The following is a 23,787-nucleotide window of genomic DNA, read 5'->3' on the forward strand; positions in this document are numbered from 1 at the left end:
GCAATAACAAAAAAAGCGCCCGACCATGACCCGAACCACCCGCGTGACCGACCCCTCTTACGAGCTGATGGATGACCACAACGGGTTGTCCATCATCTATCGCCAGCACGGTTTCCCCTGCCCGCTGGTGCGCTGGCACTTTCACAAGGAATACGAACTGCACCTGATCGTGGCCAGTTCGGGCAAGGTGTTCATCGGCGACTACATCGGCAATTTCTACCCGCAGACCCTGTTCCTCACCGGCCCCAACCTGCCCCACAACTGGATCAGCCAGGTGGCGGAAGACGAAGTGGTCGAGAAACGCGACATGCTGGTCAATTTCACCGATGAACTGTTTGAAAGCGGGCATCTGGTGTTTGCCGAACTGAAGACTTTGGCGCCGTTGCTGGAACGTGCGCAGTACGGAATCGAGTTCCGCTGTCCACGCACGATCCGCCAAGCGACTAGCCTGATGCAGAAGATTGCCGACACCCGAGGCATCACCCGTCTCGGGCATTTTTTCATCCTGATGGAATTGCTGGCGGCCACCGACGATTACCAGTTGCTGTCCGGCGCAACCACCCCGCAACTGGCCGACGAACACAACATCGACCGCACCAACCGTGCAGTAGATTACATCTTCGCCCACTACGCTCGCGAACTGCCGCTGGAGGAAGTCGCCGAGCATCTGGGTATGAAACCCACCTATTTCAGCCGGGTGTTCAAGCAAGCCACGGGGCGCAATTTCATCGAGTTCGTCAATCGCCTGCGTATCAGCAAATCCTGCGAACTGCTGGCGGACGGCGACAAACCGGTGACCGAGGTGTGTTTCGAGTCGGGCTTCAACAATATCTCCAATTTCAACCGGCGCTTTCAGCAGCTCAAAGGCATGACGCCTTCCCATTATCGGCGGCTGGTGGTGCAGCGTCTGACCGAGCAGAACCACGGCTGACTTCCGAAAACCTGTACGGTTTCATCAACCCTGACCTGCTGAAATCCCCTTCCCTGTGTTAATCACTCCAATCCCGAGTGCAAAAAAGTATCGATTCAAGTGCTAGGGATGATTTGTCAGCCCTGCGATTGAAGGCTGTAATCAGTGCACATTCTTCCTGCAGCCGGAAGACACAAAAACAATAACTGTCCTTCTGTCCCCCTCCGGGTGCAGAAAAGGAGTGCACGATGCAACCCACTGCAAAAGCTCTGCTTGCCCTCACCTGCATGACCCTCAGCAGCGTCAGCCTTGGCGCCCAGACCCTGACCATCGCCACCGTCAACAACAGCGACATGATCCGCATGCAAAAGCTCTCGAAAACCTTCGAGACCGAGCACCCGGACATCAAGTTGAATTGGGTAGTGCTGGAAGAAAACGTCCTGCGTCAGCGCCTGACCACCGACATCGCCACCCAGGGCGGTCAGTTCGACGTATTGACCATCGGCATGTACGAAGCCGCACTCTGGGGTGCAAAAGGCTGGCTGGAGCCAATGAAGGATCTGCCGGCCAGCTACGCCCTCGACGATGTGTTCCCGTCGGTGCGTGAAGGCCTGTCGGTCAAGGGTTCTCTGTACGCCCTGCCGTTCTACGCCGAAAGCTCGATCACCTATTACCGCACCGACCTGTTCAAGGACGCCGGCCTGACCATGCCCGAGCGTCCGACCTGGGAGCAGATCGCCGGCTTCGCCGAAAAACTCACCAACAAGGACAAGGAACAGTACGGCATCTGCCTGCGCGGCAAGGCTGGCTGGGGTGAGAACATGGCGCTGATCACCACCGTGGCCAACGCCTACGGCGCGCGCTGGTTCGATGAGCAGTGGAAACCCGAATTCAGCGGCCCGGAATGGAAGAACGCGCTGAACTTCTACGTCGACACCATGAAAAAATCCGGCCCACCGGGTGCCTCCAGCAACGGTTTCAACGAGAACCTCGCGCTGTTCAACAGCGGCAAATGCGCGATCTGGGTCGATGCCAGCGTCGCCGGCTCGTTCGTCACCGACAAGACCCAGAGCAAGGTCGCCGATCACGTCGGCTTCACCTTTGCGCCGCATCAGGTCACCGATAAAGGCTCGGCGTGGCTGTACTCGTGGGCGCTGGCGATTCCGACCAGCTCCAAGGCCAAGGACGCCGCCAAGGAATTCAGTGCCTGGGCCACGTCCAAGGAGTACGGCGAACTGGTCGCCAAGACCGACGGCATCGCCAACGTACCACCGGGCACTCGCGCCTCGACCTACAGCGACGCCTACATGAGCGCCGCGCCGTTTGCCAAGGTCACGCTGGAATCACTGAAGGCGGCTGACCCGAGCAAACCGACCCTCAAGCCTGTGCCTTACATCGGCATTCAACTGGTGACCATTCCCGAGTTCCAGGGCATCGGCACCCAGGTCGGCAAACTGTTCTCGGCCGCGCTGATCGGCCAGACCACGGTCGACCAGGCCCTGACCGCCGCGCAGCAAACCACCGAACGCGAGATGAAGCGCGCGGGTTATCCGAAGTAATCCTGCGCATTTCCATGTGGGAGCGAGCCTGCTCGCGATAGCGGTAATCCGGTCTCAATAAATGTGGCGGATGGACCACCCTCATCGCGAGCAGGCTCGCTCCCACAGTGGATCGAGTCTGTCTTTTAAAACGGTTGTGATCCCCATGAATACTTCAACTGCCAAAGCCCACATCGACCTGTCGCAACCCCGGCGCAAAAACCGCGTGGCCAATCCCGGCTGGTTTCTGGTCAGCCCGTCGGTAGCCCTGTTGCTGCTGTGGATGATCGTGCCGCTGGGCATGACCGTCTATTTCTCGATGATCCGCTACAACCTGCTCGACCCGGGCATCAACGAATTCGTCGGGCTGGATAACTTCACCTACTTCCTGACCGATTCGGGCTTCCTGCCCGGCGCCACCAACACCTTGCTGCTGGTGGGCAGCGTGCTGCTGATCAGCGTGGTGTTCGGGGTTTTGATCAGTGCACTGCTGGAGGCCAGTGAATTCTTCGGTCGCGGCATCGTGCGGGTGATGCTGATTTCGCCGTTTTTCATCATGCCCACGGTCGGTGCGCTGATCTGGAAGAACCTGATCTTCCACCCGGTATCCGGGATCCTCGCCTACCTCTGGAAGCTGTTCGGCGCGCAACCGGTGGACTGGCTGGCGCACTACCCGCTGCTGTCGATCATCATCATTGTGTCGTGGCAATGGCTGCCCTTCGCGATCCTGATCCTGATGACCGCCATGCAGTCCCTCGACCAGGAACAGAAAGAAGCCGCCCGCCTGGACGGCGCCGGCCCTGTCGCGATCTTCTGGCACCTGACCCTGCCGCATCTGGCGCGACCGATTGCGGTGGTGGTGATGATCGAAACCATCTTCCTGCTGTCGGTGTTCGCCGAAATCTTCACCACCACCAACGGCGGCCCCGGCTATGCGTCGACCAACCTCGCCTACCTGATCTACAACCAGGCGCTGGTGCAGTTCGACGTCGGCATGGCCTCGGCCGGCGGTCTGATCGCCGTGGTCATCGCCAACATCGCCGCGATCATCCTGGTGCGGATGATCGGCAAAAACCTGACTGACAAAGCCTGAGGCCTGCCATGACTCTTCAACAATCCCGCCGGCTGCAAAGCCTGCTGCTCGGCACGCTGGCCTGGGCCATCGCGATCATCATTTTCTTCCCGATCTTCTGGATGGTGCTCACCAGTTTCAAGACCGAAATCGACGCCTTCGCGACGCCGCCGCAGTTGTTCTTCACGCCGACGCTGGAGAACTACCTGCACATCAACGAGCGCAGCGACTACTTCAGTTTCGCCTGGAACTCGGTGGTGATTTCCTTCAGCGCCACCGCCCTGTGCCTGCTGATCGCGGTGCCGGCGGCCTACTCGATGGCGTTCTACGAAACCCAGCGCACCAAAGGCACGCTGCTGTGGATGCTCTCCACCAAAATGCTGCCGCCGGTGGGCGTGCTGATGCCGATCTACCTGCTGGCCAAGAGTTTCGGCCTGCTCGACACGCGCATTGCGCTGATCGTGATCTACACGCTGATCAACCTGCCGATCGTGGTCTGGATGGTTTACACCTACTTCAAGGACATCCCCAAGGACATCCTCGAAGCCGCCCGCCTCGACGGCGCCACCCTCGCCCAGGAAATGCTCCGCGTGCTGCTGCCAATCGCCAAGGGCGGCCTGGCTTCGACCGTGCTGCTGTCGCTGATCCTGTGCTGGAACGAGGCGTTCTGGTCGCTGAACCTGACCTCGTCCAAAGCCGCGCCGCTGACCGCACTGATCGCCTCCTACTCAAGCCCCGAAGGCTTGTTCTGGGCCAAGTTGTCGGCCGTCTCGACCCTGGCCTGCGCGCCGATCCTTATCTTCGGCTGGATCAGCCAGAAACAACTGGTGCGCGGCCTGTCGTTCGGCGCCGTCAAATAAATGCCCCTGTGGGAGCGAGCCTGCTCGCGATAGCGGTGTGTCTTGCAACAATGATGTCGACTGACACGGCCCCATCGCGAGCAGGGTCACTCCTACAGAAAAGCCGATCCGGTTCAACTGAATAAAAATTGTGGAGGCCCATCACCATGGCCAACCTGAAAATCAAGAATCTGCAAAAAGGCTTCGAAGGTTTTTCCATCATCAAGGGCATCGACCTTGAGGTGAACGAGAAGGAATTCGTGGTGTTCGTCGGCCCGTCGGGCTGCGGCAAATCCACCCTGCTGCGACTGATCGCCGGCCTTGAAGAAGTCAGCGGCGGCACCATCGAACTGGACGGGCGCGACATCACCGAAGTCAGCCCGGCCAAGCGTGACCTGGCGATGGTGTTCCAGACCTACGCGCTGTACCCGCACATGACCGTGAAGAAAAACATGTCGTTCGCCCTCGATCTGGCCGGCGTACCGAAAGCCGAAGTCGAGAAAAAAGTCGGCGAAGCGGCGCGGATTCTCGAACTGGGCCCGATGCTGGAACGCAAGCCGAAACAACTGTCCGGCGGCCAGCGTCAGCGCGTGGCCATCGGCCGGGCAATCGTGCGCAACCCGAAAATCTTCCTGTTCGACGAACCGCTGTCCAACCTCGACGCCGCCCTGCGGGTACAGATGCGCCTGGAACTGCTGCGCCTGCACAAGGACCTCAAGGCAACGATGATCTACGTGACCCACGATCAGGTCGAAGCCATGACCATGGCCGACAAGGTGGTGGTGCTCAATGGCGGCAAGATCGAGCAGGTCGGCTCGCCGCTGGAGCTGTACCACAACCCCGCCAACCTGTTTGTCGCCGGTTTCCTCGGGACACCGAAGATGGGCTTCCTCAAGGGCAAGATCGCCCGGATCGATGGTGGGAGCTGCGAAGTCTCGCTGGACGCCGGCACCCGCATCACCCTGCCGTTCAATGCATCGAACCTGAGCGTCGGCAGCGCCGTGACCCTGGGCATTCGTCCGGAACATCTGGAACTGGCGCAATCGGGCGACTGCACCCTGCAAGTCACTGCCGACGTCAGCGAGCGGCTGGGCAGCGACACCTTCTGCCACGTCAAGACCAACGCCGGCGAAGCCCTGACCATGCGCGTGCGCGGTGATCTGGCGAGCCGTTACGGCGAACAACTGAACCTGCACCTGGACGCCGCCCACTGCCATCTGTTCGATGCCGACGGTGTGGCGCTGACCCGCCCGTTGCGCGCCGCCGCCTGATTTCGAGACTGATCCGATGAAACTGAACCAGCAAAACCTCAACCGCCTCGCCGCCGAGGTGAAACTGCCGGCCTACAGCCTCAGCGACACACGTCAGGGCATCGCCCACATTGGCGTTGGCGGTTTCCATCGCGCGCATCAGGCGTATTACACCGATGCCCTGATGAACACCGGCGAAGCGCTGGACTGGGCCATCTGCGGCGTCGGCCTGCGCGCCGAAGACCGCCGCGCCCGGGACGACCTCAAGGAGCAGGATTACCTGTTCACTCTGTTCGAACTCGGCGACAGCGACGACACCGAAGTCCGCGTCATTGGCGCGATCCGCGACATGCTGCTGGCCAGCGACAGCGCTCAAGTGCTGATCGACAAACTCGCCGATCCGCAGATCCGCATCGTCTCGCTGACCATCACCGAGGGCGGTTACTGCATCGATGACAGCAACGGCGAGTTCATGGCGCACCTGCCACAAATCCAGCACGACCTGACCTACCCGCAACAGCCACAAACCGTGTTCGGCTTCCTCTGTGCAGCGCTGGCCAGGAGACGCAAGGCGGGCGTTCCTGCGTTCACGGTGATGTCCTGCGATAACCTGCCGCACAACGGCGCGGTCACCCGCAAGGCACTGCTGGCGTTCACCGCGCTGCTGGATCCGGACCTGCGCGACTGGATCGACGCCAACGTCAGCTTCCCCAACGCCATGGTCGACCGCATCACGCCGATGACCAGCACGGCGCACCGCCTGCAACTGGCGGACAAACACGCCGTCGACGACGCCTGGCCGGTGGTGTGCGAACCGTTTGTGCAATGGGTGCTGGAAGACAAGTTCGTCAACGGCCGCCCGGCCTGGGAAAAGGTCGGCGTGCAGTTCACCGACGACGTTTCACCCTACGAAGAGATGAAGATCAAACTGCTCAACGGCAGTCATCTGGCGCTGACGTATCTGGGCTTTTTGAAGGGTTACCGCTTCGTTCACGAGACCATGAACGACCCGTTGTTCGTCCGTTACATGCGCGCCTACATGGACCTGGACGTGACCCCGCAACTGGCGCCGGTGCCGGGTATCGACCTGACCGAGTACAAGAACACGCTGGTGGCGCGGTTCTCCAATCAGGCAATTGCCGATCAGCTGGAGCGGGTTTGCTCCGATGGGTCGTCGAAGTTTCCCAAGTTCACCATTCCGACGATCAATCGGTTGATTGCCGATGGGCGCGAGACTAAACGAGCGGCATTGGTGGTGGCGGCCTGGGCGCTTTATCTGAAGGGGGTGGACGAAAATGGCGACACTTACTCGATTCCGGATCCTCGGGCGGCGTTTTGTCAGGCGTTGGTGGCGGATGATGCCTTGATCACTGAGCGGTTGTTGGGGGTTGAGGAGGTTTTTGGGGTGGCGATACCGCGCTCGGCGGAGTTTGTCGCAGCGTTTGAGTGGTGCCTGAACAGCTTGCGAGAAGAAGGCGTAACGCGGACGCTGGAAAGCATTCTGTCCTGACGGGTGAAACACTCATGACAACCCAACAACTCTTCCTCGGCATCGACTGCGGCACCCAAGGCACCAAAGCCATCATCCTCGACGCCACCAGCGGTCAGGTGCTGGGCCAGGGCGCCGCCGCCCACACGATGATCAGCGGCGCCAACGGCCGTCGCGAACAGGACACCGCGCAATGGCTGGAGGCCTTCGCCCTCGCCACCCGGCGTGCGTTGCTGGCGGCAAACGTCGACGGCCAGTCGATCCTCGGCATCGGCGTTTCCGGCCAGCAACACGGTCTGGTGCTGCTCGACGATCAGGGTCAGGTCCTGCGCCCGGCCAAGCTCTGGTGCGACACCGAAACCACGGCGGAAAACGACCGCCTGCTGACTTGGCTCGGCGGCGAAAAAGGTTCGCTGGAACGCCTCGGCGTGGTCATCGCGCCGGGCTACACCGTGTCCAAACTGCTATGGACCAAAGAACAATACCCCGGCGTTTTCTCACGAATCGCAAAAATCCTGTTGCCCCACGACTACCTGAACTTCTGGCTTACCGGCCGTAGCTGCAGCGAATACGGCGACGCATCCGGCACTGGCTATTTCAACGTGCGCACCCGTCAATGGGATTTGCAGTTGCTGCGCGACATCGATGCCAGTGGCCGCCTGCAAGCGGCGCTGCCGGAGCTGATCGACGCCCATCAAGCGGTGGGCACGGTCCTGCCGGCGATTGCCGAACACCTGGGCATCAACCCCAACGCACTGGTGTCCAGCGGTGGTGGCGACAACATGATGGGCGCCATCGGCACCGGCAATATTGAACCGGGGGCGATCACCATGAGCCTCGGTTCCTCCGGCACGGTGTACGCCTACTCTGAAGCGCCCAAGGTCAGCCCCGATGCCTCCGTCGCGACCTTCTGTTCGTCCAGCGGCGGCTGGCTGCCGTTGATCTGCACCATGAACCTGACCAACGCCACCGGGGCGATCCGCGAGCTGTTCGACCTCGATCTCGACGCTTTCAACATCTTGGTGGCCCAGGCGCCGATTGGTGCTGAAGGCGTGAGCATGCTGCCGTTCCTCAACGGCGAACGCGTGCCTCCACTGCCCCACGCCACCGGCAGCCTGCACGGCCTGACTATCGATAACCTGACGCAAGCCAATCTTTGCCGAGCCGCCGTCGAAGGCACCACCTTCGGCCTGCGTTTCGGACTGGATCTGTTGCGCCAGAATGGTTTACAAAGCCGCAGCATTTGCCTGATCGGCGGCGGCTCGAAAAGTGCGGTGTGGCGGCAGATCGTCGCCGACATCATGAACACCCCGGTGATCTGCACCGAGCAGAGCGAAGCCGCCGCTTTGGGCGCGGCGATTCAGGCGGCGTGGTGCAAGTCGTGGTCGAACGGCCACGAAGACACTCTGGCCGACCTGTGCGAACGCTGCGTGAAGCTCGACCTGAACAGTGAAACCCTGCCGGTTGCCGCGAATGTCGCGGCTTTCCAGCAGGCCTATGAACGCTATCGACTGCATGTCGCAACCTTATAAAGAGCAAACAACTATGTACCTGGTGTGTGGCGAAGCGCTGTTCGATTTCTTCAGCGAAGACGATGCCGGCGGGCAGGCGTCGAAAGTCAATTTCAAGGCGATTGCCGGTGGCTCGCCGTTCAACGTGGCGGTGGGTTTGCGTCGTCTGGGCGTGGACTCGGCGCTGTTCGCCGGGCTCTCCACCGACTATCTGGGCCGGCGCTTGCAGCAGGTGCTGCAGGACGAAGGCGTACGCCCGGATTATCTGGTGGATTTCGCAGCGCCGACCACGCTGGCGATGGTCGCGGTGGGTGCCAATGGCTCGCCGCATTACAGCTTCCGGGGCGAAGGCTGCGCTGACCGCCAGTTGAGCCTGGCGCATCTGCCTGCGCTGGGCCCGGACGTGCGCGGCTTGCACTTCGGTTCGTTCTCGCTGGTGGTGCAACCGGTGGCTGATACCCTGCTCGCCCTGATACGGCGCGAAAGCGGCAAACGCCTGATCAGCCTCGACCCGAACGTGCGCCTCAATCCCGAGCCGAACATCGACCTGTGGCGCGAGCGGATCGCCACGCTGGTAGAGCTGGCGGACCTGATCAAGGTCAGCGACGAGGACTTGAGCCTGTTGTATCCCGAGCAGGATCCGCAGCGGGTCATCGAAGGCTGGTTGCAGCATCGTTGTCAGGTGGTGTTCCTGACCCGTGGCGGCGAAGGTGCGACCGTGTTCAGCCGTGCTCACGGTTCATGGTCGGTGCCGGCGAGTTCGGTGAAGATCGCCGATACCGTCGGCGCGGGCGATACCTTCCAGGCCGCGTTGATCACCTGGCTGACTGAACATGAACTGGATTCGGTGGACGGCGTACAGCATCTGAATCGCGAACAGATCGACGCCATGCTCAGGTTTGCCGTACAGGCGGCCGCCCTGACGTGCAGCAAGACAGGTCCGGATTTGCCTTATCGCCACCAATTGACCTGACCGCGTAGACTGGCGCCCTTTTTTGCACGACGGGATGACGGCTTTTGAATTCGGGGCGCACGGTTGGACTTTTGGTATTGGCGGCATTGCTGACCGGTTGCGGAACATCGCCGCCGCGTTCGCCGGAAAACCTCTGCGAGATTTTCCGCGAGAAAAGTGATTGGTACGACGCCGCGCAAGTCACGCAAAAGCGCTGGGGCGTGCCGATCCAGGTGCCGTTCGCGATCATGTATCAGGAGTCCGGCTACCGCTACGACGCCAGGACGCCGCGCAAGTATCTGCTGTGGGTGATCCCGTGGGGGCGCGTCACGACCGCAGCGGGTTACGCGCAGGCCAAGGATGAAGTCTGGGCCGATTACCAGAAAAGCACCGGCCGCCACGGCGCCGACCGTGAAGACTTCGATGACGCCATCGACTTTGTCGGCTGGTACATGGACAAGACCACGTCGATCAACGGCGTGTACAAGTACGACGCCTACAACCAGTACCTCAACTACCACGAAGGCTGGGGCGGTTTCCGGCAGAAGACCTACGCCAGCAAGGCGTGGCTGCCGCCGGTCGCGCGCAAGGTGCAGAACCGCTCGGACATGTACGGCCAGCAATACGCGGCGTGCAAGGATGATTTGAATCGCGGGTTCTGGAGCCGGTTCTGGCATTGGCTATAGCGGAGACGGCAAAGACGCCTTCGCGAGCAGGCTCGCTCCCACATTGAGATCTGCGTCGGACAAATATCCTGGGGCCGCTGAAGATCCCCCGTGGGAGCGAGCCTGCTCGCGAAAGCAATTGAACAGGCTCTACAGCTCTAACGATTACAACACTGAAAAGTTGTAACTCACGATCAACCGGGTCTCATCCACGTCCCGGGCGAACTTCTCGTAGTTCGTCCGATACGTCGCATTACGCAGACGCAGGCTGACGTCCCTGAACGTCCCGCTCTGGATCACGTACTTCAGCTCGCTGTCGCGTTCCCACTCTTTGCCTTCCTGATCGCTGCCCGGGACCTTGATGTGATCGCCGTTCACGTAACGGGTCAGGAAGCTCAGGCCGTTGATACCGATGGCCTTGAAGTCATAGTCGTAACGCAGCTGCCAGGAACGTTCCTGAGCGGCAGCGAAGTCGTTGACCTGCACGTAGTTCACCAGATACGGGTTGCTGCCATCGAGGTACGGCATCGAATTGTCGCCGTTCATGCGCTGCCAGCCGGCGCTGAAGGTGTGGCCGCTGATGCCGTAGGACAGCATGCCGCTCAAGGCACGGTTGTCGATGGAACCGGCTTTCGCGTCGCCGCTGTCGGCGCTTTTCAGCAAACGCAGATCCGCTTTCAGCACACCATCACCCAACGGCTGGTTAGCCAACAGACCCACGAAGTGCTGGCGATAGATGTCTTCCAGTTCGGCGTAGTGATACTGCGCGGTCAGGCGGTCGTTGATCTTGTAGTCGAAGCCGTACATATCGAAATGATCGGCGGTGGTGTTGCACGCATAGCGCTTGTTCTTGCAGTGCACGCGGATGTCCTGGGAGTCGGTCGAATCCCGGGCGGTGTACTTGTCCAGGCGTGCGGCCATGAAGGTCAGGTCCTTCACCTCTTTGGAGGTCAGCATCGCGCCGTTGAACATGGTCGGCAGCAGGCGGCCGTCGTTGTACTTGAGCAGCGGCAGATCCGGCAGCAGCGCGCCGTACTTCAGCACCGTGTCCGAAACCTTCACCTTGGCGGTCAGGCCCATCTTCGCGTACTGACCTTTCGAACCGCGCGGGTTGTCGCCGCTGGACGGCAGCAGGCCGCTGTTGCTGCGGTCAGGGCTGGAATCGAGCTGGAAGCCCGCCATGCCCAGCGCATCGATACCGAAACCCACGGTGCCTTCGGTGTAACCCGATTGCAGATTGAGAATGAAGCCTTGAGCCGACTCTTCGCGCTTGGACGCGCCTTGATCGCTGGAGGTGTGCCCGTCACGGAAGTCGCGGTTGAAGTACACCGTGCGCGATTCGATCTTCGCCGTGGTGTCTTCGAAGAAACCGCCGGCCTGAGCCTGTGCGGTAAAACCGGCGCACAGCACCAGGGCTCCGAAGCCAAGCGACTGGCGCGGGGTGATGAGGGGAAATGGGGGACGCATTGAAAACTCCAACAGACCAACGATTGCGCAGTCGCGCAAACAACCAGAAATAGCTCCCGTCCCGGCACAGTGAAGAGCCGGGAGGAAGTGAACACGCGGGGGTGAGCGCCCATGATGGCAGATGGCTTTGACGTGCTACAGGCGACTTTAGTCTGAAACTGACTGATTGTTCCTGAGCGCCAAACCAGGCAATAGCCTTGCGACTGGCAGCGCCAAGTGCCGGTTTTACAGGATAAAACCGTGGCTCTAAGGGTTTTCCCTATGCCTTCGGAGCTGTGCTTCTACGGCATTTGCGCCTTGAACGAGGCCGTTTAATCCTGCACCATCCGCCCACGCTAATCCAAAGGACGGAAATCAAGGCATGCTGGACGCCAACGCTACCCACATTACCCTCACGCTCGAAGGCGCTTCCGCCGACCTGCAAGTCCTCAGTTTCACTGGTCGCGAAGCCCTCAACGAACCGTTCCGTTTCGACCTCGAACTGGTCAGCGCCCGTCCTGACCTCAAGCTCGAAGAACTCCTGCACAAGCCCGGCTGCCTGACTTTCGGCGCCACTGGCGAGGGCAAGATTCATGGCCTGGTGTATCGCATCGAACAAGGCGATTCCGGCAAGACTCTGACCCGCTACAGCTTGAGCCTGGTGCCACAACTGGCCTACCTGCGGCACAACCATGACCAGCAGATTTTCCAGCAACTGACCGTGCCGAAGATCATCGCCCAGGTACTGGAAGATCGTGGCATTCTGGCCGACGCCTACAGCTTCCAGCTCAGCGCCGAGTACCCGGAACGTGAGTACTGCGTGCAGTACGACGAGTCCGACCTGCATTTCATCCAGCGCCTGTGTGAAGAGGAAGGCATTCACTTCCACTTCCAGCACAGCAGCAGCGGCCACAAACTGGTGTTCGGCGACGACCAGACCGTTTTCCGCAAACTGAAACCGGTGAACTACCAGCAAGACTCCGGCATGAGCGCCGACAAACCGGTGATCAAGCGCTTCAACCTGCGCCTGGAGACCCGCACCAGCCGCGTCAGCCGCCGCGATTACGATTTCGAGAAACCGAAAATCCTGCCTGAAGGCGCGGCCAAATCCGCATTCATGCCAGACCTCGAGGACTACGACTATCCCGGCCGCTTCACCACCCGTGAGCGCGGCAAGTTCCTCTCGACCCGAGCGCTGGAACGCCATCGCAGCGACTACAAACTCGCAGAAGGCAAAGGTGACGAGCCGACGCTGACCACGGGCCATTTCCTGACTCTGGCCGAACACCCGCGCGCCGAATGGAACGATATGTGGCTGCTGCTGGAAGTCTTCCACGAAGGCAAGCAGCCGCAAGTGCTGGGCGAAAACGTCACCAGCGATGTCACCGACGACAAGAGCGATTTCCACCAGGGCTACCGCAACAGCTTCGTGGCCACCCCGTGGGACGCGCACTACCGCCCTGCCCTCGAACACCCGAAACCGAAAGTCCTCGGCAGCCAGACCGCCATCGTCACCGGTCCCGGCGGCGAAGAAATCCACTGCGACCAGTACGGCCGCGTGAAGGTGCAATTCCACTGGGACCGCGACGGCCAGGCCGACGACAAGACCACCTGCTGGCTGCGCGTCGCCAGCGGCTGGGCCGGCGCGGCCTACGGCGGCATCGCCATCCCGCGCATCGGCATGGAAGTGCTGGTGACCTTCCTTGAAGGTGATCCCGACCAGCCACTGGTGACCGGTTGCCTGTACCACAAGGAAAACGTCGTCCCCTACGACCTGCCGGCAAACAAGACCCGCAGCACCTTCAAGACCCTCAGCTCCCCGGGCGGCAAGGGCTACAACGAGTTCCGCATCGAAGACAAGAAAGGCGTGGAGCAGATCTACATCCACGCCCAGCGCGACTGGGACGAAAACATCGAGCACGACCAGAAGATCCGCGTCGGCAACGAGCGGCACGACACCGTCGAAGCCAACACCTTGAGCGAATTCAAGGTCGAGGAACACCGCATCACTCACCTGGACCGCAAGAGCGAAATGCGCGCCAACGATCACCTGACCGTGGGCGTGACCCAACACGTGAAGGTCGGCACCGGGCAGTTCGTCGAGGCGGGCACGGAGATTCACTACCACGCTGGCGACAAAGTCGTGATCGAGGGCGGGATGGAGCTGACGGCCAAGGCTGGCGGCAGCTTCGTCAAGGTGGATGCTGGTGGCGTGACCATCAGCGGTGCCGAGGTGAAGGCCAATACCGGTGGTGCACCGGGTGCCGGCACCGGGATCGCGATTCTGCCGCCGGTCATTCCGGCCCCGGCCGCCAACGACAAGCCTGGCACCGTTGTTTCGCCGAAGCAGGTGGTGAAATCCGCTTGAGGCTCAACGCAGTCTTTGCGGCTGGACTCATCGCTTCAAGCCTTCATGTCGTTGCCGCTCAGCCATCGTTCACAACGGTGGCTGAGTGCGATCTGGCAGGCCCCGACAGCAGACTGTCCTTGCTGCGGGGCCACCCCCTCTCCGACGCTCACGTTTACAAAATCCGTCAGGAACAAGAAACCCGATTCTTGTATGCGGATGCCGATGCTTCTTTCGGTAGTCGTGTTGATTGGCAGTGCGTGCCAACCGGCAAAGGCGCGAATGTCTTTGTGATTACTGGCGAGTTCAGCTCCAACTACCAACAAGGCATTCTGTTTTTTCGGGATACGAACGACAGGCGGATTCACCGCGTGGAGTTCGCGGAGCGAAACCGTCCTCGCTGGGTATTGAGCGGCTCGAAAGGCCCTCAAGTCATTTTCGAGAACGCTGGATATGAGAGCGCCCACAAGTATTTGATTTACGGGCCGGCGGATGCCTATCTGGAAACGGATGAGCTGCCGTTACCTGCGACCGCACAAGGCGAATCGCTGATTGAGTTGAAACCTTATCCGTAGACACTGAGAAACTTACTTCAACAGGGGACCCTCGCGTCCCCCGTTGAACGCTGGCGAAATGTCAGGCCGGTGCGGTCCAGTTCAACATTCTCTGTTGGGCTACCTGCAGCAAATCATTGCCATCCTGCGCCAGCAGGTACAGCGCATGGGTGATGTGGGGAATGTCCTGGACATCGGCGTGTTTGAAGCACAGGCAATGCAGGGTTTCGAGCAGGTCGGCGGCGGCGCGTACGCGCTGGACGGCGGCTTCGAAGATGTCTTGGGGATTGGCTTCGGTGTCGATGACCAGCGGTGCGCTGTCGGTGACGCCGCTGTTGAGCGGGAGATAGCGGGCGGAGCTTAGTTTCAGTATTGGCATTGGAATTACTCAAGGCAGCTTGAATGTAACCGCCAGCACCGTGACCAAACGATGGGGAGGCGGACTGTGTACAGGCTTGGTCAACCGAGAACCACCCGACTCGGCTCGCCCGAAGGCGACCCTGCACACAGCCGCCACAGCAATGCACTCCACAGACACGAATGTCCGTCGGGGCGAATAATGGCACACATGCACAGGTGATTACGTTAGGTGACCAAACCTAAGTCGCTGATTTTGCAGCGACACCAAAACCATAACCTCCCCGCTCCAGCCGCCGGAAGCAGACAAGGCAGCGGTTCCTGTAGGAAGGCGCCGAGAATCCCCCGAGAAACAATCCCCCGTCAGACAGCCGGCATTCAGCCGGGTTAACCCTCGCTTAACGCCGTGGTCAAAGAATCTGAACATCCGCACGCTCTCAGCCGATGCTGACGCCCAGTGCGGCAGGTCTGGCGTGTTTCACGCCGGGCTTTCTATCCGTCGCACGGGAGTTTCTCCATGAACATTCGTCCGTTCCTGCTCACCACCGCCCTCGCCTGCACTGCGTTTGCCGGGCTGGCCCAGGCCAATGACACCACGACCACCAAAGCGGTGCCGTACACCTATGGCATGCCGTTGAATGTGGCCAAAGTGGTCTCGATGACCGAGCAGCCAACCAAGGCCTGCAAAGTGATCGATGCCGACATGAAGTACATCGACACGTCAGGCAAACCCGAGGAAATCACCTACCGGAAAATGTCTGACGCCTGCGACTTCCAGAACTGACAGAAAGCTCTGATTTGCGGCTTTGCGGTAGGCGGGCAAGGGTCTCGAAGGTTATGCTCGGGGCCCCTCCTCACTGCCGCAAGGATTCGCCATGCAGTTGTCGTTTCGCACGTTGTCGACCATCACCTTTTCCCTGTGTTTCCTGCTGGCGCTGGCCTGGGGCCTCGTGCCGCAAATACTGCTTTCGATCTGGAGCATTGAATACTCCGAGGCAGCAGGATTTGTCGCACGACGCATGGCGGTGCTGTTCGCAGCGTTGGGGGTGATGTTTTATCTGGTGCGCAATGCGCCGGTGTCGATCGCGCGCAATGCAATGAACAACGGTTTTATCGTCGGCTGTTTTGGCCTGGCGGTGCTGGGGTTCGCTGAATGGCTCAACGGCCATGCCGGCCCCGGGATTCTGCTCGCGGTGCTGGTCGAGTTCGCGCTGGGCCTTGGTTTCGTGCAGGCCCGGCGCGTGACGGTCGAACTGGGTGAAACGGTCGGTTAACCCACTTTCATACGCTGTGCAGGCTGATGATTGGCAGTGTGTTGCGCAAGGTCGGAGCGCAACCCGGCAATCAGACCGTTGATTTCTCGGCAGCTGTTAAGGTGACTGGCATCAATGCCACTGACCAGCAGATCGACCTGATCGGTCTGGTGATCGCCATAGACCTTGACGGTCATCGACAGATCCGAAGACAGCGTGCACTGGCAGCGTTTCGGCAGAAAGCTGCTTTCAATGATGTTGCGAAGTTCCAAGGCAGACAGAAACATGGCGAACCCTCTCCTTACTGTGAGACTGCCAATCAAGTATTCACATTGACCGTTGCCACTGTTCCCGGCGGGTGTATCCCCGCTGAATCCCTGGGTATGGCAAGCGGTTGTACTGCGAAATGCCCATTGGAGTGTAGGCGCACAAACTCGGTGCACCGAACCAAATCAACGCATAAAGCGTGCCTTTCATCGGGTGGATTCCCACCTCTTCAAAATCAAGGACTTGGCCAAATTACAGGCACCTGGCCAGTTGCAGAATGCAAGGTAGGCGCTTTCCGGCGCTGCATTTTGCAATACATCGTTGGTTTGCATTCACTGCATATGGCAGTGAGAATGCCCGTCTACCAACGTACACCCGCCAGGAGGCTTCAATGGGAAATTTCACTGTTTACGCGACGGCCGGCCTGATGCTCGCGAGCGTCTCCACCCTTACCCACGCCGCCAAACTCGAAGACACGGCGCCCTACCCCAAAGCTGAAGCGGGCTTCACACGCCAGGTCATTCACCTGCCGCAGCAGGCCCAGGAAGACAACTTCAAAGTCGAAATCCTCGCCGGCAAGACCCTCGAGGTGGACTGCAACCGCCAGCGCCTGGGCGGCACCCTCGAAGAGAAAAACCTCGAAGGCTGGGGCTATCCGTTCTACCGACTCGAGAAAGTCAGCGGCCCGATGAGCACGCTGATGGCCTGCCCGCCGGGCACCCAGAAAAAGCGCGCCTTCGTTCCGGTGATCGGTGACGGCTTCACCGTGCGCTACAACAGCAAACTGCCGATCGTGGTCTACGCACCGCAGGACGTCGAAGTGCGTTATCGCGTCTGGTCGGCTTCGGACAAGGTCGGCACTGCCATCCCGGAGTAACTCGCCAAGGAGCAGCGGCATTGATTACCTGCCACGTCAGATACGTGATTGATCCCTACCAGCTCGACGCCTTCGAAGCCTATGCCAAGACCTGGCTCGGCATCGTTGAACGGCTGGGCGGAACGCATCACGGCTATTTTCTGCCCTCGGAAGGCGCGAGCAACATCGCTTACTGCCTGTTCAGTTTTCCGTCGCTGGCGGATTACGAAAGTTATCGCCACATTGCTCTGACCGACCCGGAAAGCACCGCGTTGGTAGCCGATCTGGTCGAAAAGAAGTTCATCGTCAGCTACGAGCGCAGTTTTCTGCGCCCGTTGTTGCCCTGAACACCCTTAGGCCACATCGCCGGCCGCAGCGCGTTCGGCGACGTGGCGCAAGCTGTCGAAGTTGATATTGGCGCCGGAATCGATGGCGATCAGCGTCTGATTCCGTGCGCCGGTTTGCGCCACGTACTTTTTGATACCCGCAACCGCCAACGCGCCGGAAGGCTCGGTGATCGAGCGCGTATCGTCGTAGATATTCTTGATCGCCGCGCAGAGTTCGTCGTTGCTGACAGTGATCACTTCATCCACGCAGAAGCGGCAAACCTCGAATCCGTAGGCGCCGATCTGCGCCACCGCGACACCGTCGGCAAAGGTGCCCACATAGGGCAGCACGACCCGTTCACCTGCCTGTAAAGCAGCCTTCAGACAGGCCGAGTGCTCCGACTCTACGCCTATGATCCGCACCTCCGGCCGCAAGTATTTGACGTATGCCGCGATGCCGGCGATCAACCCGCCGCCGCCCACCGGGACGAAGATCGCGTCCAGAGCGCCTTGGTGCTCACGCAGGATCTCCATTGCAACCGTGCCCTGACCAGCAATCACATCAGGATCGTCGAACGGCGAGACGAACGTTCGCCCGGTCTGCTGCGCCAGTTGCAACGCATGGGCCAGGGCAAACGGAAAGCTTTCGCCATGCAACAGCGCTTCCGCTCCCCGACTGCTGACCCCCAGTACTTTCAACTCAGGCGTGGTCGCCGGCATCACGATCGTCGCCGCAATCCCCAGCTCACGGGCCGCCAACGCTACGCCTTGCGCATGATTACCCGCCGATGCCGTGATCACGCCACAGGCCTTCTGCTTGTCACTCAATTGCACCAGCTTGTTATAGGCGCCGCGAATCTTGAAGGAGAACGTCGGTTGCAGGTCCTCGCGCTTGAGCAGGATCCGGTTGCCCAGCGCCTCGGACAGCGCCGGTGCCGGCTGCAGCGGCGTGCGCACCGCCAGTTCATACACCGGCGCGGCGAGGATCTTTTTCACATACTGCTCAAGCAAGGCTTGCTGGTCGGGGCTGTGGCGCATGGTCGTCTCCTGACTTTTTATTCAGAACCCCGGAGACAGAAAGTAAAAACCCGCCTCTAGGGCGGGTTGGGTGCTGCAGTCGTGAGCTAGCCCGCCAAATGAGGAATGGCGGTAATAATGCTTGGCTGGCAGCGCAGTACGGTGGAAGTCATGGCCCCGAAATTAGCTCGGGCGCTGCTGGCAAGTCAATGGCGAATTTTGTCACTTCGCCAGACGCCTGAGCCCGAACAGCATCCCGCCCGCCCCCAGCAGCATCGCCGCCAGGAACAACGGGTACGACACCCACCACGGCGTGCCAGCGGTCATCATGCTGAATTCCGACATGCCGCCGATGCTGGCAATCAGGTTGAGCGGCAGAAACACCACGTTGATCAGCGTCAGTTTGCGCAACAGGTTGTTCATGCTGTTGTTCATCAGGTTGCCCCGGGCGTCGATCAGCCCGGAGAACACCGTCGAATAGATTTCCGCCTGCTTGTAGCACTGGTTGTTTTCGATGATCAGGTCGTCGATCAGGCCAATGGCTTCGCTGCCAAAATGCTGTTTTTCCGCGTGATTGCGCAGCCGCGTGAGCACGGCGCCGTTGCTGTGCAGGGCGTTGATGTAATAGATCAGGCTTTCGCTGAGATTGAACATCTGCACCAGATGCTGATTTTGCATCGAGGCGTTGAATTTCTGCTGCAACTCCCGGGCGACCAGTTTGATCACCTTCAGGTGCCCGAGGTAGTGATGAATGTTGTTGAACAGAAGATCCAGCAACACATCCAGCGGCGTATTGAGCGGCCGGCCCGTGCCGAGACCGTGCAGCGGCGTGTCGTCGGTGGCGATCACCAGCAACTGGCCCGGCGAAAACAGCAAACCGCAGGACGACACCTCGAACGCCAGGCTGCCGCCGCCGGAGTAGTTCTCGGGACGCTTCCAGATCAGAAACAGGTGATCCGGATGAAACTCGATCCGTGACACCTCGTCCGGGTCCAGCGCTGAGGCCAGAGCATGCTCATCCAGTTTGAAGTGACTGTGGAGCAGGTCGCGTTCTGCCGCGTCGGGATCGCTGAACAACATCACCTCGGCGTCCAGCCGCTCCACCCGCTGCAACGCGCCGTGGCTCAGTGCAAAGCTGTTGATCATCGGCCGCTCACCAGGCCTGGCCACGGCGTTTGAGTTCCAGACGCCTGACGAACTCTTCCAGCACCAGTGAATACAGATCGTCCTGCAAGTAAGCGTCTTCGATGCCGGCGTCGAGGTTCGGGTTGTCGTTGACCTCGATCACCACCACTTTGTCGCCGGCCTGTTTCAGGTCGACGCCATACAAGCCGTCGCCGATCAGGTTGGCGGTCTTCACCGCCAGTTCCACCACCGCACGCGGCGCTTCGTGGATCGGCAGCGTGCGGCATTCGCCGTTGACGTCCTGGCCCTTGGCCTTGTGGTTGTAGATCTGCCAATGTCCCTTGGACATGAAGTACTGGCAGGCGAAGATCGGTTTGCGGTTGAGCACGCCGATGCGCCAGTCGTACTCGGTGTAGAAAAACTCCTGGGCCAGCAACAGCACCGAGTGTTCGAACAGTTCGGCGGTGGCTTCCAGCAGGGCTTGCTGGCTTTCAACCTTGATCACACCACGGGAAAAGCAGCCGTCAGGGATTTTCAGCACTAGCGGGAAACCCAGGCGTTCGCCGACCCGCTCGAAGTCTTCCGGTCGTTCCTTGTAGAGAATTTCCGTGGCGGGCATGCCCAGTTGGTGGCTGTTGAGCAAATCAGTGAGATAGACCTTGTTGGTGCAGCGCAGGATCGATGTCGGGTCGTCCATCACCACCAGCCCTTCGCTTTCGGCTTTCTTGGCGAAGCGATAAGTGTGATTGTCGACGCTGGTGGTCTCGCGGATCAGCAGACCGTCGTACTCGGCCAGCCTTGCGTAGTCCTTGCGCTCGATCAGCTCGACATCGATACCCATGCCCTTGCCGACCCTCACGAAATTCTCCAGCGCCCGGGGGTTGGACGGCGGCAACGCTTCCTGCGGATCGTGCAGGATCGCCAGGTCATAACGCGCCACTTGCGGCGAACGCGGTACACGCCAGATCTTGCGGCTGAAGCCGTCCAGCGCATTGGCGAACTGATCTTCCTGATCGTCGCGCAACTTGTGCAGGGCACCGGACTTTATGCCTTCGATGTGCCAGCCGTTAGTTCTACGGAACTCAACTAAAAGAATCGGACACGGGAACACTTCAAACAACTGCCGGGCCAGATCCTGCAACGGCTCAATATGCGTTCTGCCGAAATAAAGTGTCAGCGTAAACCCTTCGGTATCGCTGTAGAGATGATGACTGAGGGCCTTTTCCAGGGTTTTATCCAGGTCATCCAGCGCCAGACCGTAAAGGGATTTTCGGGTCAGTTCACTGATGGTGCGCACCGACGGAATCACCTTGTGACCCCGGGCTTCTGCCAGCAGCGAGCAGTAATAGCCGTGGCCCAGATACTTGTAGCTGCGGCACAGGTTGATGACCTGAACTCGCTTTCCCGGCTCACTGTCGGGCGGTTGCTCGAGGTATTCCTGGGCCGTCAGGATGTCTTCGCTGGGAAAGTACGAGGCCCAGTCTTCCTTGCGTTCGACGATGATCAACACTTGACTGGAAGTTCTGATTTGCGGTTTTAAATAAGTTGCCGGTGGCAAACTTTGACTGGATACTTCGCGCCAATGACCCTGTACCGCTGACATAGAAATTGATCCGTTGGAGAACAAGACCTTTTCTATTAAGCACGAACTTTTTCGAAAGTCCCGTTTCGTTACGCAACTTTTACGGCGGTCATATGAACACTGTTTTTCGCTTGGCGACAGTTGATGATTTACCGGCGCTGCTGGCACTGGAAATGCACTGTTTCACCACGGACCGGCTCACCCGCCGCAGCTTTCAATGGATGATTACCCGGGCCCACGGCCAGTTGCTGGTGGCCGAACGCGAGGGTCAGCTATTGGGTTATGCGCTGGTCCTGTTCCATCGCGGCACGTCGCTTGCGCGGCTGTATTCCATCGCCATTTCCCCCGAAGCCCGTGGTGGTGGCCTGGGAAAACAGTTGCTGCGACGTATCGAAGCCTGCGCCCTGGAGCATGACTGCGCTTACCTGCGGCTGGAGGTGCGTACTGACAACCCGGCCGCCATCGCTTTGTACGAACGCAGTGGCTATCGGCGCTTTGCATTGATTCACGACTATTACGAGGATCACGCGGACGCCTTGCGCCTGGAAAAGCGCATCCTGCAACACCACGACTCACGCAGCATCAAGGTGCCCTATTACCGGCAGACCACCGATTTCACCTGCGGTCCGGCCTGCTTGCTGATGGCCATGGGCGCCTTGCAGGTTGAACGACCGCTGGAGCGCCGCGAAGAATTGCAGCTCTGGCGTGAAGCAACCACCGTGTTCATGACCGCAGGCCACGGCGGTTGCAGCCCTCAAGGTCTGGCGTTGGCCGCATGGCGCCGAGGGTTTCGCGTGCGTTTGCAACTGAGCATGACCGGGCCGCTGTTTCTCGACGGCGTACGCGACGCGCATAAAAAAGACGTCATGCGCCTGGTGCACGACGAGTTCATGGCACAACTGAACGACACCGACGTTGATCAATTCATCGGCACGACACTGGATTTGCCCCGCCTGCTAAACGCTGGCGGGCAGCCTTTGGTGCTGATCAGCAGCTATCGTTTGACCCGTTCCAAATCCCCGCACTGGGTGATCGTCACCGATTGCGACGAGGATTTCGTCTACCTGCACGACCCGGATGTCGACCACAGCCAGCATCGCCAGCCCATGGACTGCCAGCATGTGCCGGTCAGCCATGGGGAGTTCGAGAAGATGTGCCGGTTCGGACGTGGCAAGCTGCGGGCTGCGGTGGTGCTTTACGCCCGCTCACCCGCATGAAGCATTCATTTGAGTCCGACCTTGTAAAGCGCACCGTCGGACTCATCTGTCAGCAGATACAGATAGCCGTCCGGCCCTTGGCGCACATCACGGATCCGTTGCTTCAGATCGCCCAAAAGGCGCTCTTCATGCACCACCTTGTCGCCATCGAACTGCAGGCGGATCAGCTCCTGAGTGACCAGCGCCCCGATGAACACGTTGTGCTGCCAGGGTTTGAAACGGTCGCCGTCGTAGAACGCCATGCCGGTGACACCCGGTGATTTTTCCCAGACGTGATGCGGGGCAACGGTGCCTTCGACGGTTTTACCCTGGGCTTCAGGGATGGGCTGCATCGAGTAGTTGATGCCGTGGGTTGCCAGCGGCCAGCCGTAGTTCTTGCCGCGCTCGATGATGTTCACCTCGTCGCCACCGCGCGGGCCGTGTTCGTTTTCCCACAATGTGCCGGTCCATGGATTAAGTGCTGCGCCCTGCGGGTTGCGATGGCCGTATGACCAGATTTCCGGACGGACACCGGACTGACCGACAAACGGGTTGTCATCCGGCACCTTGCCGTCGGGGTAAATGCGCACGACCTTGCCTTGCAGCTTGTCCAGATCCTGGGCAGTCGGGCGGTCGTTGTTTTCGCCGAGGGTGATGAACAGGTAGCCGTCGCGGTCGAATACCAGCCGCGAGCCGAAGTGATTGCCGACGGACAGCTTCGGTTCCTGACGGAAAATCACGTTGAAATCCTTCAGGGATTTCAGGTCGTCCGACAGCCGCCCGCGCCCTACCGCCGTGCCAGCCGTGTCACCGGCACCACCGCCTTCGGCGTAGGACAGGTACACCAGCCGATCCTGTTTGAAGTCCGGTGACAGCACCACATCCAGCAACCCGCCCTGCCCCTTGGCCCAGACCCTGGGAACGCCATCGATCGGCGCCGACAGCTTGCCGTCAGCCCCCACTACCCGCAGATTGCCCGGACGCTCGGTCACCAGCATGCCCTGACGATCCGGCAGGAACGCCAGGGCCCATGGGTGCGCAAGCCCCTGGGTGATCGTCGTGACTTCAAGGGTGCCCTGCTCGCTTTGCAATTCCTTGGGGGCAGCGGCGAATGCCGGGCTGCAGATAACAGCGCCGGCACACAGGCCGGCTAAAAGGGTTTTACGCAACATGCACGATTCCTTTTGTTCGTTTGAAGGGCTGACAGAAGCGGCTCCTGTCTCTTATACACATCT

22 protein-coding genes and 1 pseudogene are annotated in these 23,787 nt (G+C 60.1%); 16 read left to right on the forward strand and 7 right to left on the reverse strand.

Annotated elements, in window-relative coordinates; genetic code table 11:
* The first annotated feature begins 25 nt into the window (after window positions 1-25).
* The 9 genes from DXT77_RS01695 to DXT77_RS01735 all read left to right on the forward strand — a co-directional run bounded on the left by DXT77_RS01695 (window position 26) and on the right by DXT77_RS01735 (window position 10,247).
* A complete protein-coding gene (locus DXT77_RS01695) occupies window positions 26-931 on the forward strand; it encodes an AraC family transcriptional regulator (protein WP_119426383.1) in 906 nt (301 codons plus the stop codon).
* 227 nt (window positions 932-1,158) lie between these two features.
* The gene (locus tag DXT77_RS01700) at window positions 1,159-2,469 is read left to right on the forward strand and encodes a sugar ABC transporter substrate-binding protein (RefSeq protein ID WP_119426384.1); all 1,311 of its coding nucleotides are present in this window, start codon (window positions 1,159-1,161) and stop codon (window positions 2,467-2,469) included.
* Between the two features lie 145 nt (window positions 2,470-2,614).
* A complete protein-coding gene (locus DXT77_RS01705) occupies window positions 2,615-3,541 on the forward strand; it encodes a carbohydrate ABC transporter permease (protein ID WP_119426385.1) in 927 nt (308 codons plus the stop codon).
* Between the two features lie 8 nt (window positions 3,542-3,549).
* The gene (locus tag DXT77_RS01710) at window positions 3,550-4,380 is read left to right on the forward strand and encodes a carbohydrate ABC transporter permease (protein ID WP_085709773.1); all 831 of its coding nucleotides are present in this window, start codon (window positions 3,550-3,552) and stop codon (window positions 4,378-4,380) included.
* A 146-nt stretch (window positions 4,381-4,526) separates the two neighbouring features.
* Window positions 4,527-5,630 (forward strand): ABC transporter ATP-binding protein, encoded by a 1,104-nt coding sequence (locus tag DXT77_RS01715; protein ID WP_119426386.1) that lies wholly within the window; start codon window positions 4,527-4,529, stop codon window positions 5,628-5,630.
* Window positions 5,631-5,646: 16 nt separating this feature from the next.
* The gene (locus tag DXT77_RS01720; protein ID WP_119426387.1) at window positions 5,647-7,119 is read left to right on the forward strand and encodes a mannitol dehydrogenase family protein; all 1,473 of its coding nucleotides are present in this window, start codon (window positions 5,647-5,649) and stop codon (window positions 7,117-7,119) included.
* 14 nt (window positions 7,120-7,133) lie between these two features.
* Complete coding sequence (gene xylB / locus DXT77_RS01725) at window positions 7,134-8,630, forward strand: xylulokinase (protein WP_119426388.1); 1,497 nt, start codon at window positions 7,134-7,136, stop codon at window positions 8,628-8,630.
* Between the two features lie 13 nt (window positions 8,631-8,643).
* Entirely contained in the window at window positions 8,644-9,582 is a 939-nt protein-coding gene (locus DXT77_RS01730; protein ID WP_119426389.1) for a carbohydrate kinase, read from the forward strand.
* A 44-nt stretch (window positions 9,583-9,626) separates the two neighbouring features.
* Complete coding sequence (locus DXT77_RS01735) at window positions 9,627-10,247, forward strand: hypothetical protein (protein ID WP_119426390.1); 621 nt, start codon at window positions 9,627-9,629, stop codon at window positions 10,245-10,247.
* Between the two features lie 144 nt (window positions 10,248-10,391).
* Here the strand turns inward: DXT77_RS01735 and DXT77_RS01740 are convergent, their stop codons facing one another.
* On the reverse strand, window positions 10,392-11,693 hold the full coding sequence (locus DXT77_RS01740; protein WP_119426391.1) for an OprD family porin: 1,302 nt from the start codon (window positions 11,691-11,693) through the stop codon (window positions 10,392-10,394).
* A 361-nt stretch (window positions 11,694-12,054) separates the two neighbouring features.
* On the opposite strand from DXT77_RS01740, the gene DXT77_RS01745 reads away from it, so the two are divergent.
* Both DXT77_RS01745 and DXT77_RS01750 read left to right on the forward strand, forming a co-directional pair.
* Window positions 12,055-14,040 (forward strand): type VI secretion system tip protein VgrG, encoded by a 1,986-nt coding sequence (locus DXT77_RS01745; protein WP_119426392.1) that lies wholly within the window; start codon window positions 12,055-12,057, stop codon window positions 14,038-14,040.
* Window positions 14,037-14,594 carry a hypothetical protein gene (locus DXT77_RS01750; protein WP_119426393.1) on the forward strand — a complete coding sequence of 186 codons (558 nt, stop codon included), beginning with the start codon at window positions 14,037-14,039 and terminating at the stop codon, window positions 14,592-14,594. The genes DXT77_RS01745 and DXT77_RS01750 overlap by 4 nt, the downstream gene beginning before the upstream one ends.
* 61 nt (window positions 14,595-14,655) lie before the next feature.
* On the opposite strand, the gene DXT77_RS01755 is transcribed toward DXT77_RS01750, so the two are convergent.
* The gene (locus DXT77_RS01755; RefSeq protein ID WP_114882838.1) at window positions 14,656-14,952 is read right to left on the reverse strand and encodes a hypothetical protein; all 297 of its coding nucleotides are present in this window, start codon (window positions 14,950-14,952) and stop codon (window positions 14,656-14,658) included.
* A 495-nt stretch (window positions 14,953-15,447) separates the two neighbouring features.
* Here DXT77_RS01755 and DXT77_RS01760 point away from each other — a divergent pair, with 495 nt between their 5' ends.
* Together DXT77_RS01760 and DXT77_RS01765 are read left to right on the forward strand one after the other, a co-directional pair.
* Window positions 15,448-15,714, forward strand: a complete 267-nt coding sequence (locus DXT77_RS01760; protein ID WP_119426394.1) for a DUF2790 domain-containing protein — start codon at window positions 15,448-15,450, stop codon at window positions 15,712-15,714.
* 91 nt (window positions 15,715-15,805) lie between these two features.
* The gene (locus DXT77_RS01765) at window positions 15,806-16,204 is read left to right on the forward strand and encodes a hypothetical protein (RefSeq protein WP_085709759.1); all 399 of its coding nucleotides are present in this window, start codon (window positions 15,806-15,808) and stop codon (window positions 16,202-16,204) included.
* Here the strand turns inward: DXT77_RS01765 and DXT77_RS01770 are convergent.
* Window positions 16,201-16,470 carry a DUF1652 domain-containing protein gene (locus DXT77_RS01770; protein WP_119426395.1) on the reverse strand — a complete coding sequence of 90 codons (270 nt, stop codon included), beginning with the start codon at window positions 16,468-16,470 and terminating at the stop codon, window positions 16,201-16,203. The genes DXT77_RS01765 and DXT77_RS01770 overlap by 4 nt on opposite strands.
* 371 nt (window positions 16,471-16,841) lie before the next feature.
* Here DXT77_RS01770 and eco point away from each other — a divergent pair, with 371 nt between their 5' ends.
* Entirely contained in the window at window positions 16,842-17,327 is a 486-nt protein-coding gene (gene eco / locus DXT77_RS01775; RefSeq protein WP_119426396.1) for a serine protease inhibitor ecotin, read from the forward strand.
* A 20-nt stretch (window positions 17,328-17,347) separates the two neighbouring features.
* On the forward strand, window positions 17,348-17,653 hold the full coding sequence (locus DXT77_RS01780) for an NIPSNAP family protein (RefSeq protein ID WP_085703035.1): 306 nt from the start codon (window positions 17,348-17,350) through the stop codon (window positions 17,651-17,653).
* Between the two features lie 15 nt (window positions 17,654-17,668).
* On the opposite strand, the pseudogene ilvA reads toward DXT77_RS01780, so the two are convergent.
* The 3 genes and pseudogenes from ilvA to DXT77_RS01795 all read right to left on the reverse strand — a co-directional run.
* Window positions 17,669-18,670: pseudogene (ilvA, locus tag DXT77_RS01785) on the reverse strand (threonine ammonia-lyase, biosynthetic); the annotation flags it as partial.
* A gap of 201 nt (window positions 18,671-18,871) precedes the next feature.
* Entirely contained in the window at window positions 18,872-19,795 is a 924-nt protein-coding gene (locus tag DXT77_RS01790; RefSeq protein ID WP_119426398.1) for a magnesium transporter CorA family protein, read from the reverse strand.
* A gap of 7 nt (window positions 19,796-19,802) precedes the next feature.
* Window positions 19,803-21,377 (reverse strand): RimK family protein, encoded by a 1,575-nt coding sequence (locus DXT77_RS01795; RefSeq protein WP_119426399.1) that lies wholly within the window; start codon window positions 21,375-21,377, stop codon window positions 19,803-19,805.
* A gap of 92 nt (window positions 21,378-21,469) precedes the next feature.
* Between DXT77_RS01795 and rimI the strand changes: the two genes are divergently transcribed.
* On the forward strand, window positions 21,470-22,573 hold the full coding sequence (gene rimI / locus DXT77_RS01800; RefSeq protein WP_119426400.1) for a ribosomal protein S18-alanine N-acetyltransferase: 1,104 nt from the start codon (window positions 21,470-21,472) through the stop codon (window positions 22,571-22,573).
* A gap of 5 nt (window positions 22,574-22,578) precedes the next feature.
* Here rimI and DXT77_RS01805 read toward each other — a convergent pair whose 3' ends face one another.
* Window positions 22,579-23,724, reverse strand: coding sequence for a PQQ-dependent sugar dehydrogenase (locus tag DXT77_RS01805; RefSeq protein ID WP_119426401.1), 1,146 nt, complete (start codon window positions 23,722-23,724; stop codon window positions 22,579-22,581).
* Window positions 23,725-23,787: the final 63 nt, after the last annotated feature.

The sequence above is a fragment of the Pseudomonas sp. 91RF genome, from assembly GCF_003576265.1.
Lineage (GTDB): Bacteria > Pseudomonadota > Gammaproteobacteria > Pseudomonadales > Pseudomonadaceae > Aquipseudomonas > Aquipseudomonas kribbensis.

Bases quoted from the DNA above. Each gene is read 5' to 3' on its own strand.
- DXT77_RS01695 (WP_119426383.1), top strand. From the start codon at position 26: ATGACCCGAACCACCCGCGTGACCGACCCCTCTTACGAGCTGATGGAT.
- DXT77_RS01700 (WP_119426384.1), top strand. From the start codon at position 1,159: ATGCAACCCACTGCAAAAGCTCTGCTTGCCCTCACCTGCATGACCCTC.
- DXT77_RS01705 (WP_119426385.1), top strand. From the start codon at position 2,615: ATGAATACTTCAACTGCCAAAGCCCACATCGACCTGTCGCAACCCCGG.
- DXT77_RS01710 (WP_085709773.1), top strand. From the start codon at position 3,550: ATGACTCTTCAACAATCCCGCCGGCTGCAAAGCCTGCTGCTCGGCACG.
- DXT77_RS01715 (WP_119426386.1), top strand. From the start codon at position 4,527: ATGGCCAACCTGAAAATCAAGAATCTGCAAAAAGGCTTCGAAGGTTTT.
- DXT77_RS01720 (WP_119426387.1), top strand. From the start codon at position 5,647: ATGAAACTGAACCAGCAAAACCTCAACCGCCTCGCCGCCGAGGTGAAA.
- xylB (WP_119426388.1), top strand. From the start codon at position 7,134: ATGACAACCCAACAACTCTTCCTCGGCATCGACTGCGGCACCCAAGGC.
- DXT77_RS01730 (WP_119426389.1), top strand. From the start codon at position 8,644: ATGTACCTGGTGTGTGGCGAAGCGCTGTTCGATTTCTTCAGCGAAGAC.
- DXT77_RS01740 (WP_119426391.1), bottom strand. From the start codon at position 11,693: ATGCGTCCCCCATTTCCCCTCATCACCCCGCGCCAGTCGCTTGGCTTC.
- DXT77_RS01745 (WP_119426392.1), top strand. From the start codon at position 12,055: ATGCTGGACGCCAACGCTACCCACATTACCCTCACGCTCGAAGGCGCT.
- DXT77_RS01755 (WP_114882838.1), bottom strand. From the start codon at position 14,952: ATGCCAATACTGAAACTAAGCTCCGCCCGCTATCTCCCGCTCAACAGC.
- DXT77_RS01760 (WP_119426394.1), top strand. From the start codon at position 15,448: ATGAACATTCGTCCGTTCCTGCTCACCACCGCCCTCGCCTGCACTGCG.
- DXT77_RS01765 (WP_085709759.1), top strand. From the start codon at position 15,806: ATGCAGTTGTCGTTTCGCACGTTGTCGACCATCACCTTTTCCCTGTGT.
- DXT77_RS01770 (WP_119426395.1), bottom strand. From the start codon at position 16,470: ATGTTTCTGTCTGCCTTGGAACTTCGCAACATCATTGAAAGCAGCTTT.
- eco (WP_119426396.1), top strand. From the start codon at position 16,842: ATGGGAAATTTCACTGTTTACGCGACGGCCGGCCTGATGCTCGCGAGC.
- DXT77_RS01790 (WP_119426398.1), bottom strand. From the start codon at position 19,795: ATGATCAACAGCTTTGCACTGAGCCACGGCGCGTTGCAGCGGGTGGAG.
- DXT77_RS01795 (WP_119426399.1), bottom strand. From the start codon at position 21,377: ATGTCAGCGGTACAGGGTCATTGGCGCGAAGTATCCAGTCAAAGTTTG.
- rimI (WP_119426400.1), top strand. From the start codon at position 21,470: ATGAACACTGTTTTTCGCTTGGCGACAGTTGATGATTTACCGGCGCTG.
- DXT77_RS01805 (WP_119426401.1), bottom strand. From the start codon at position 23,724: ATGTTGCGTAAAACCCTTTTAGCCGGCCTGTGTGCCGGCGCTGTTATC.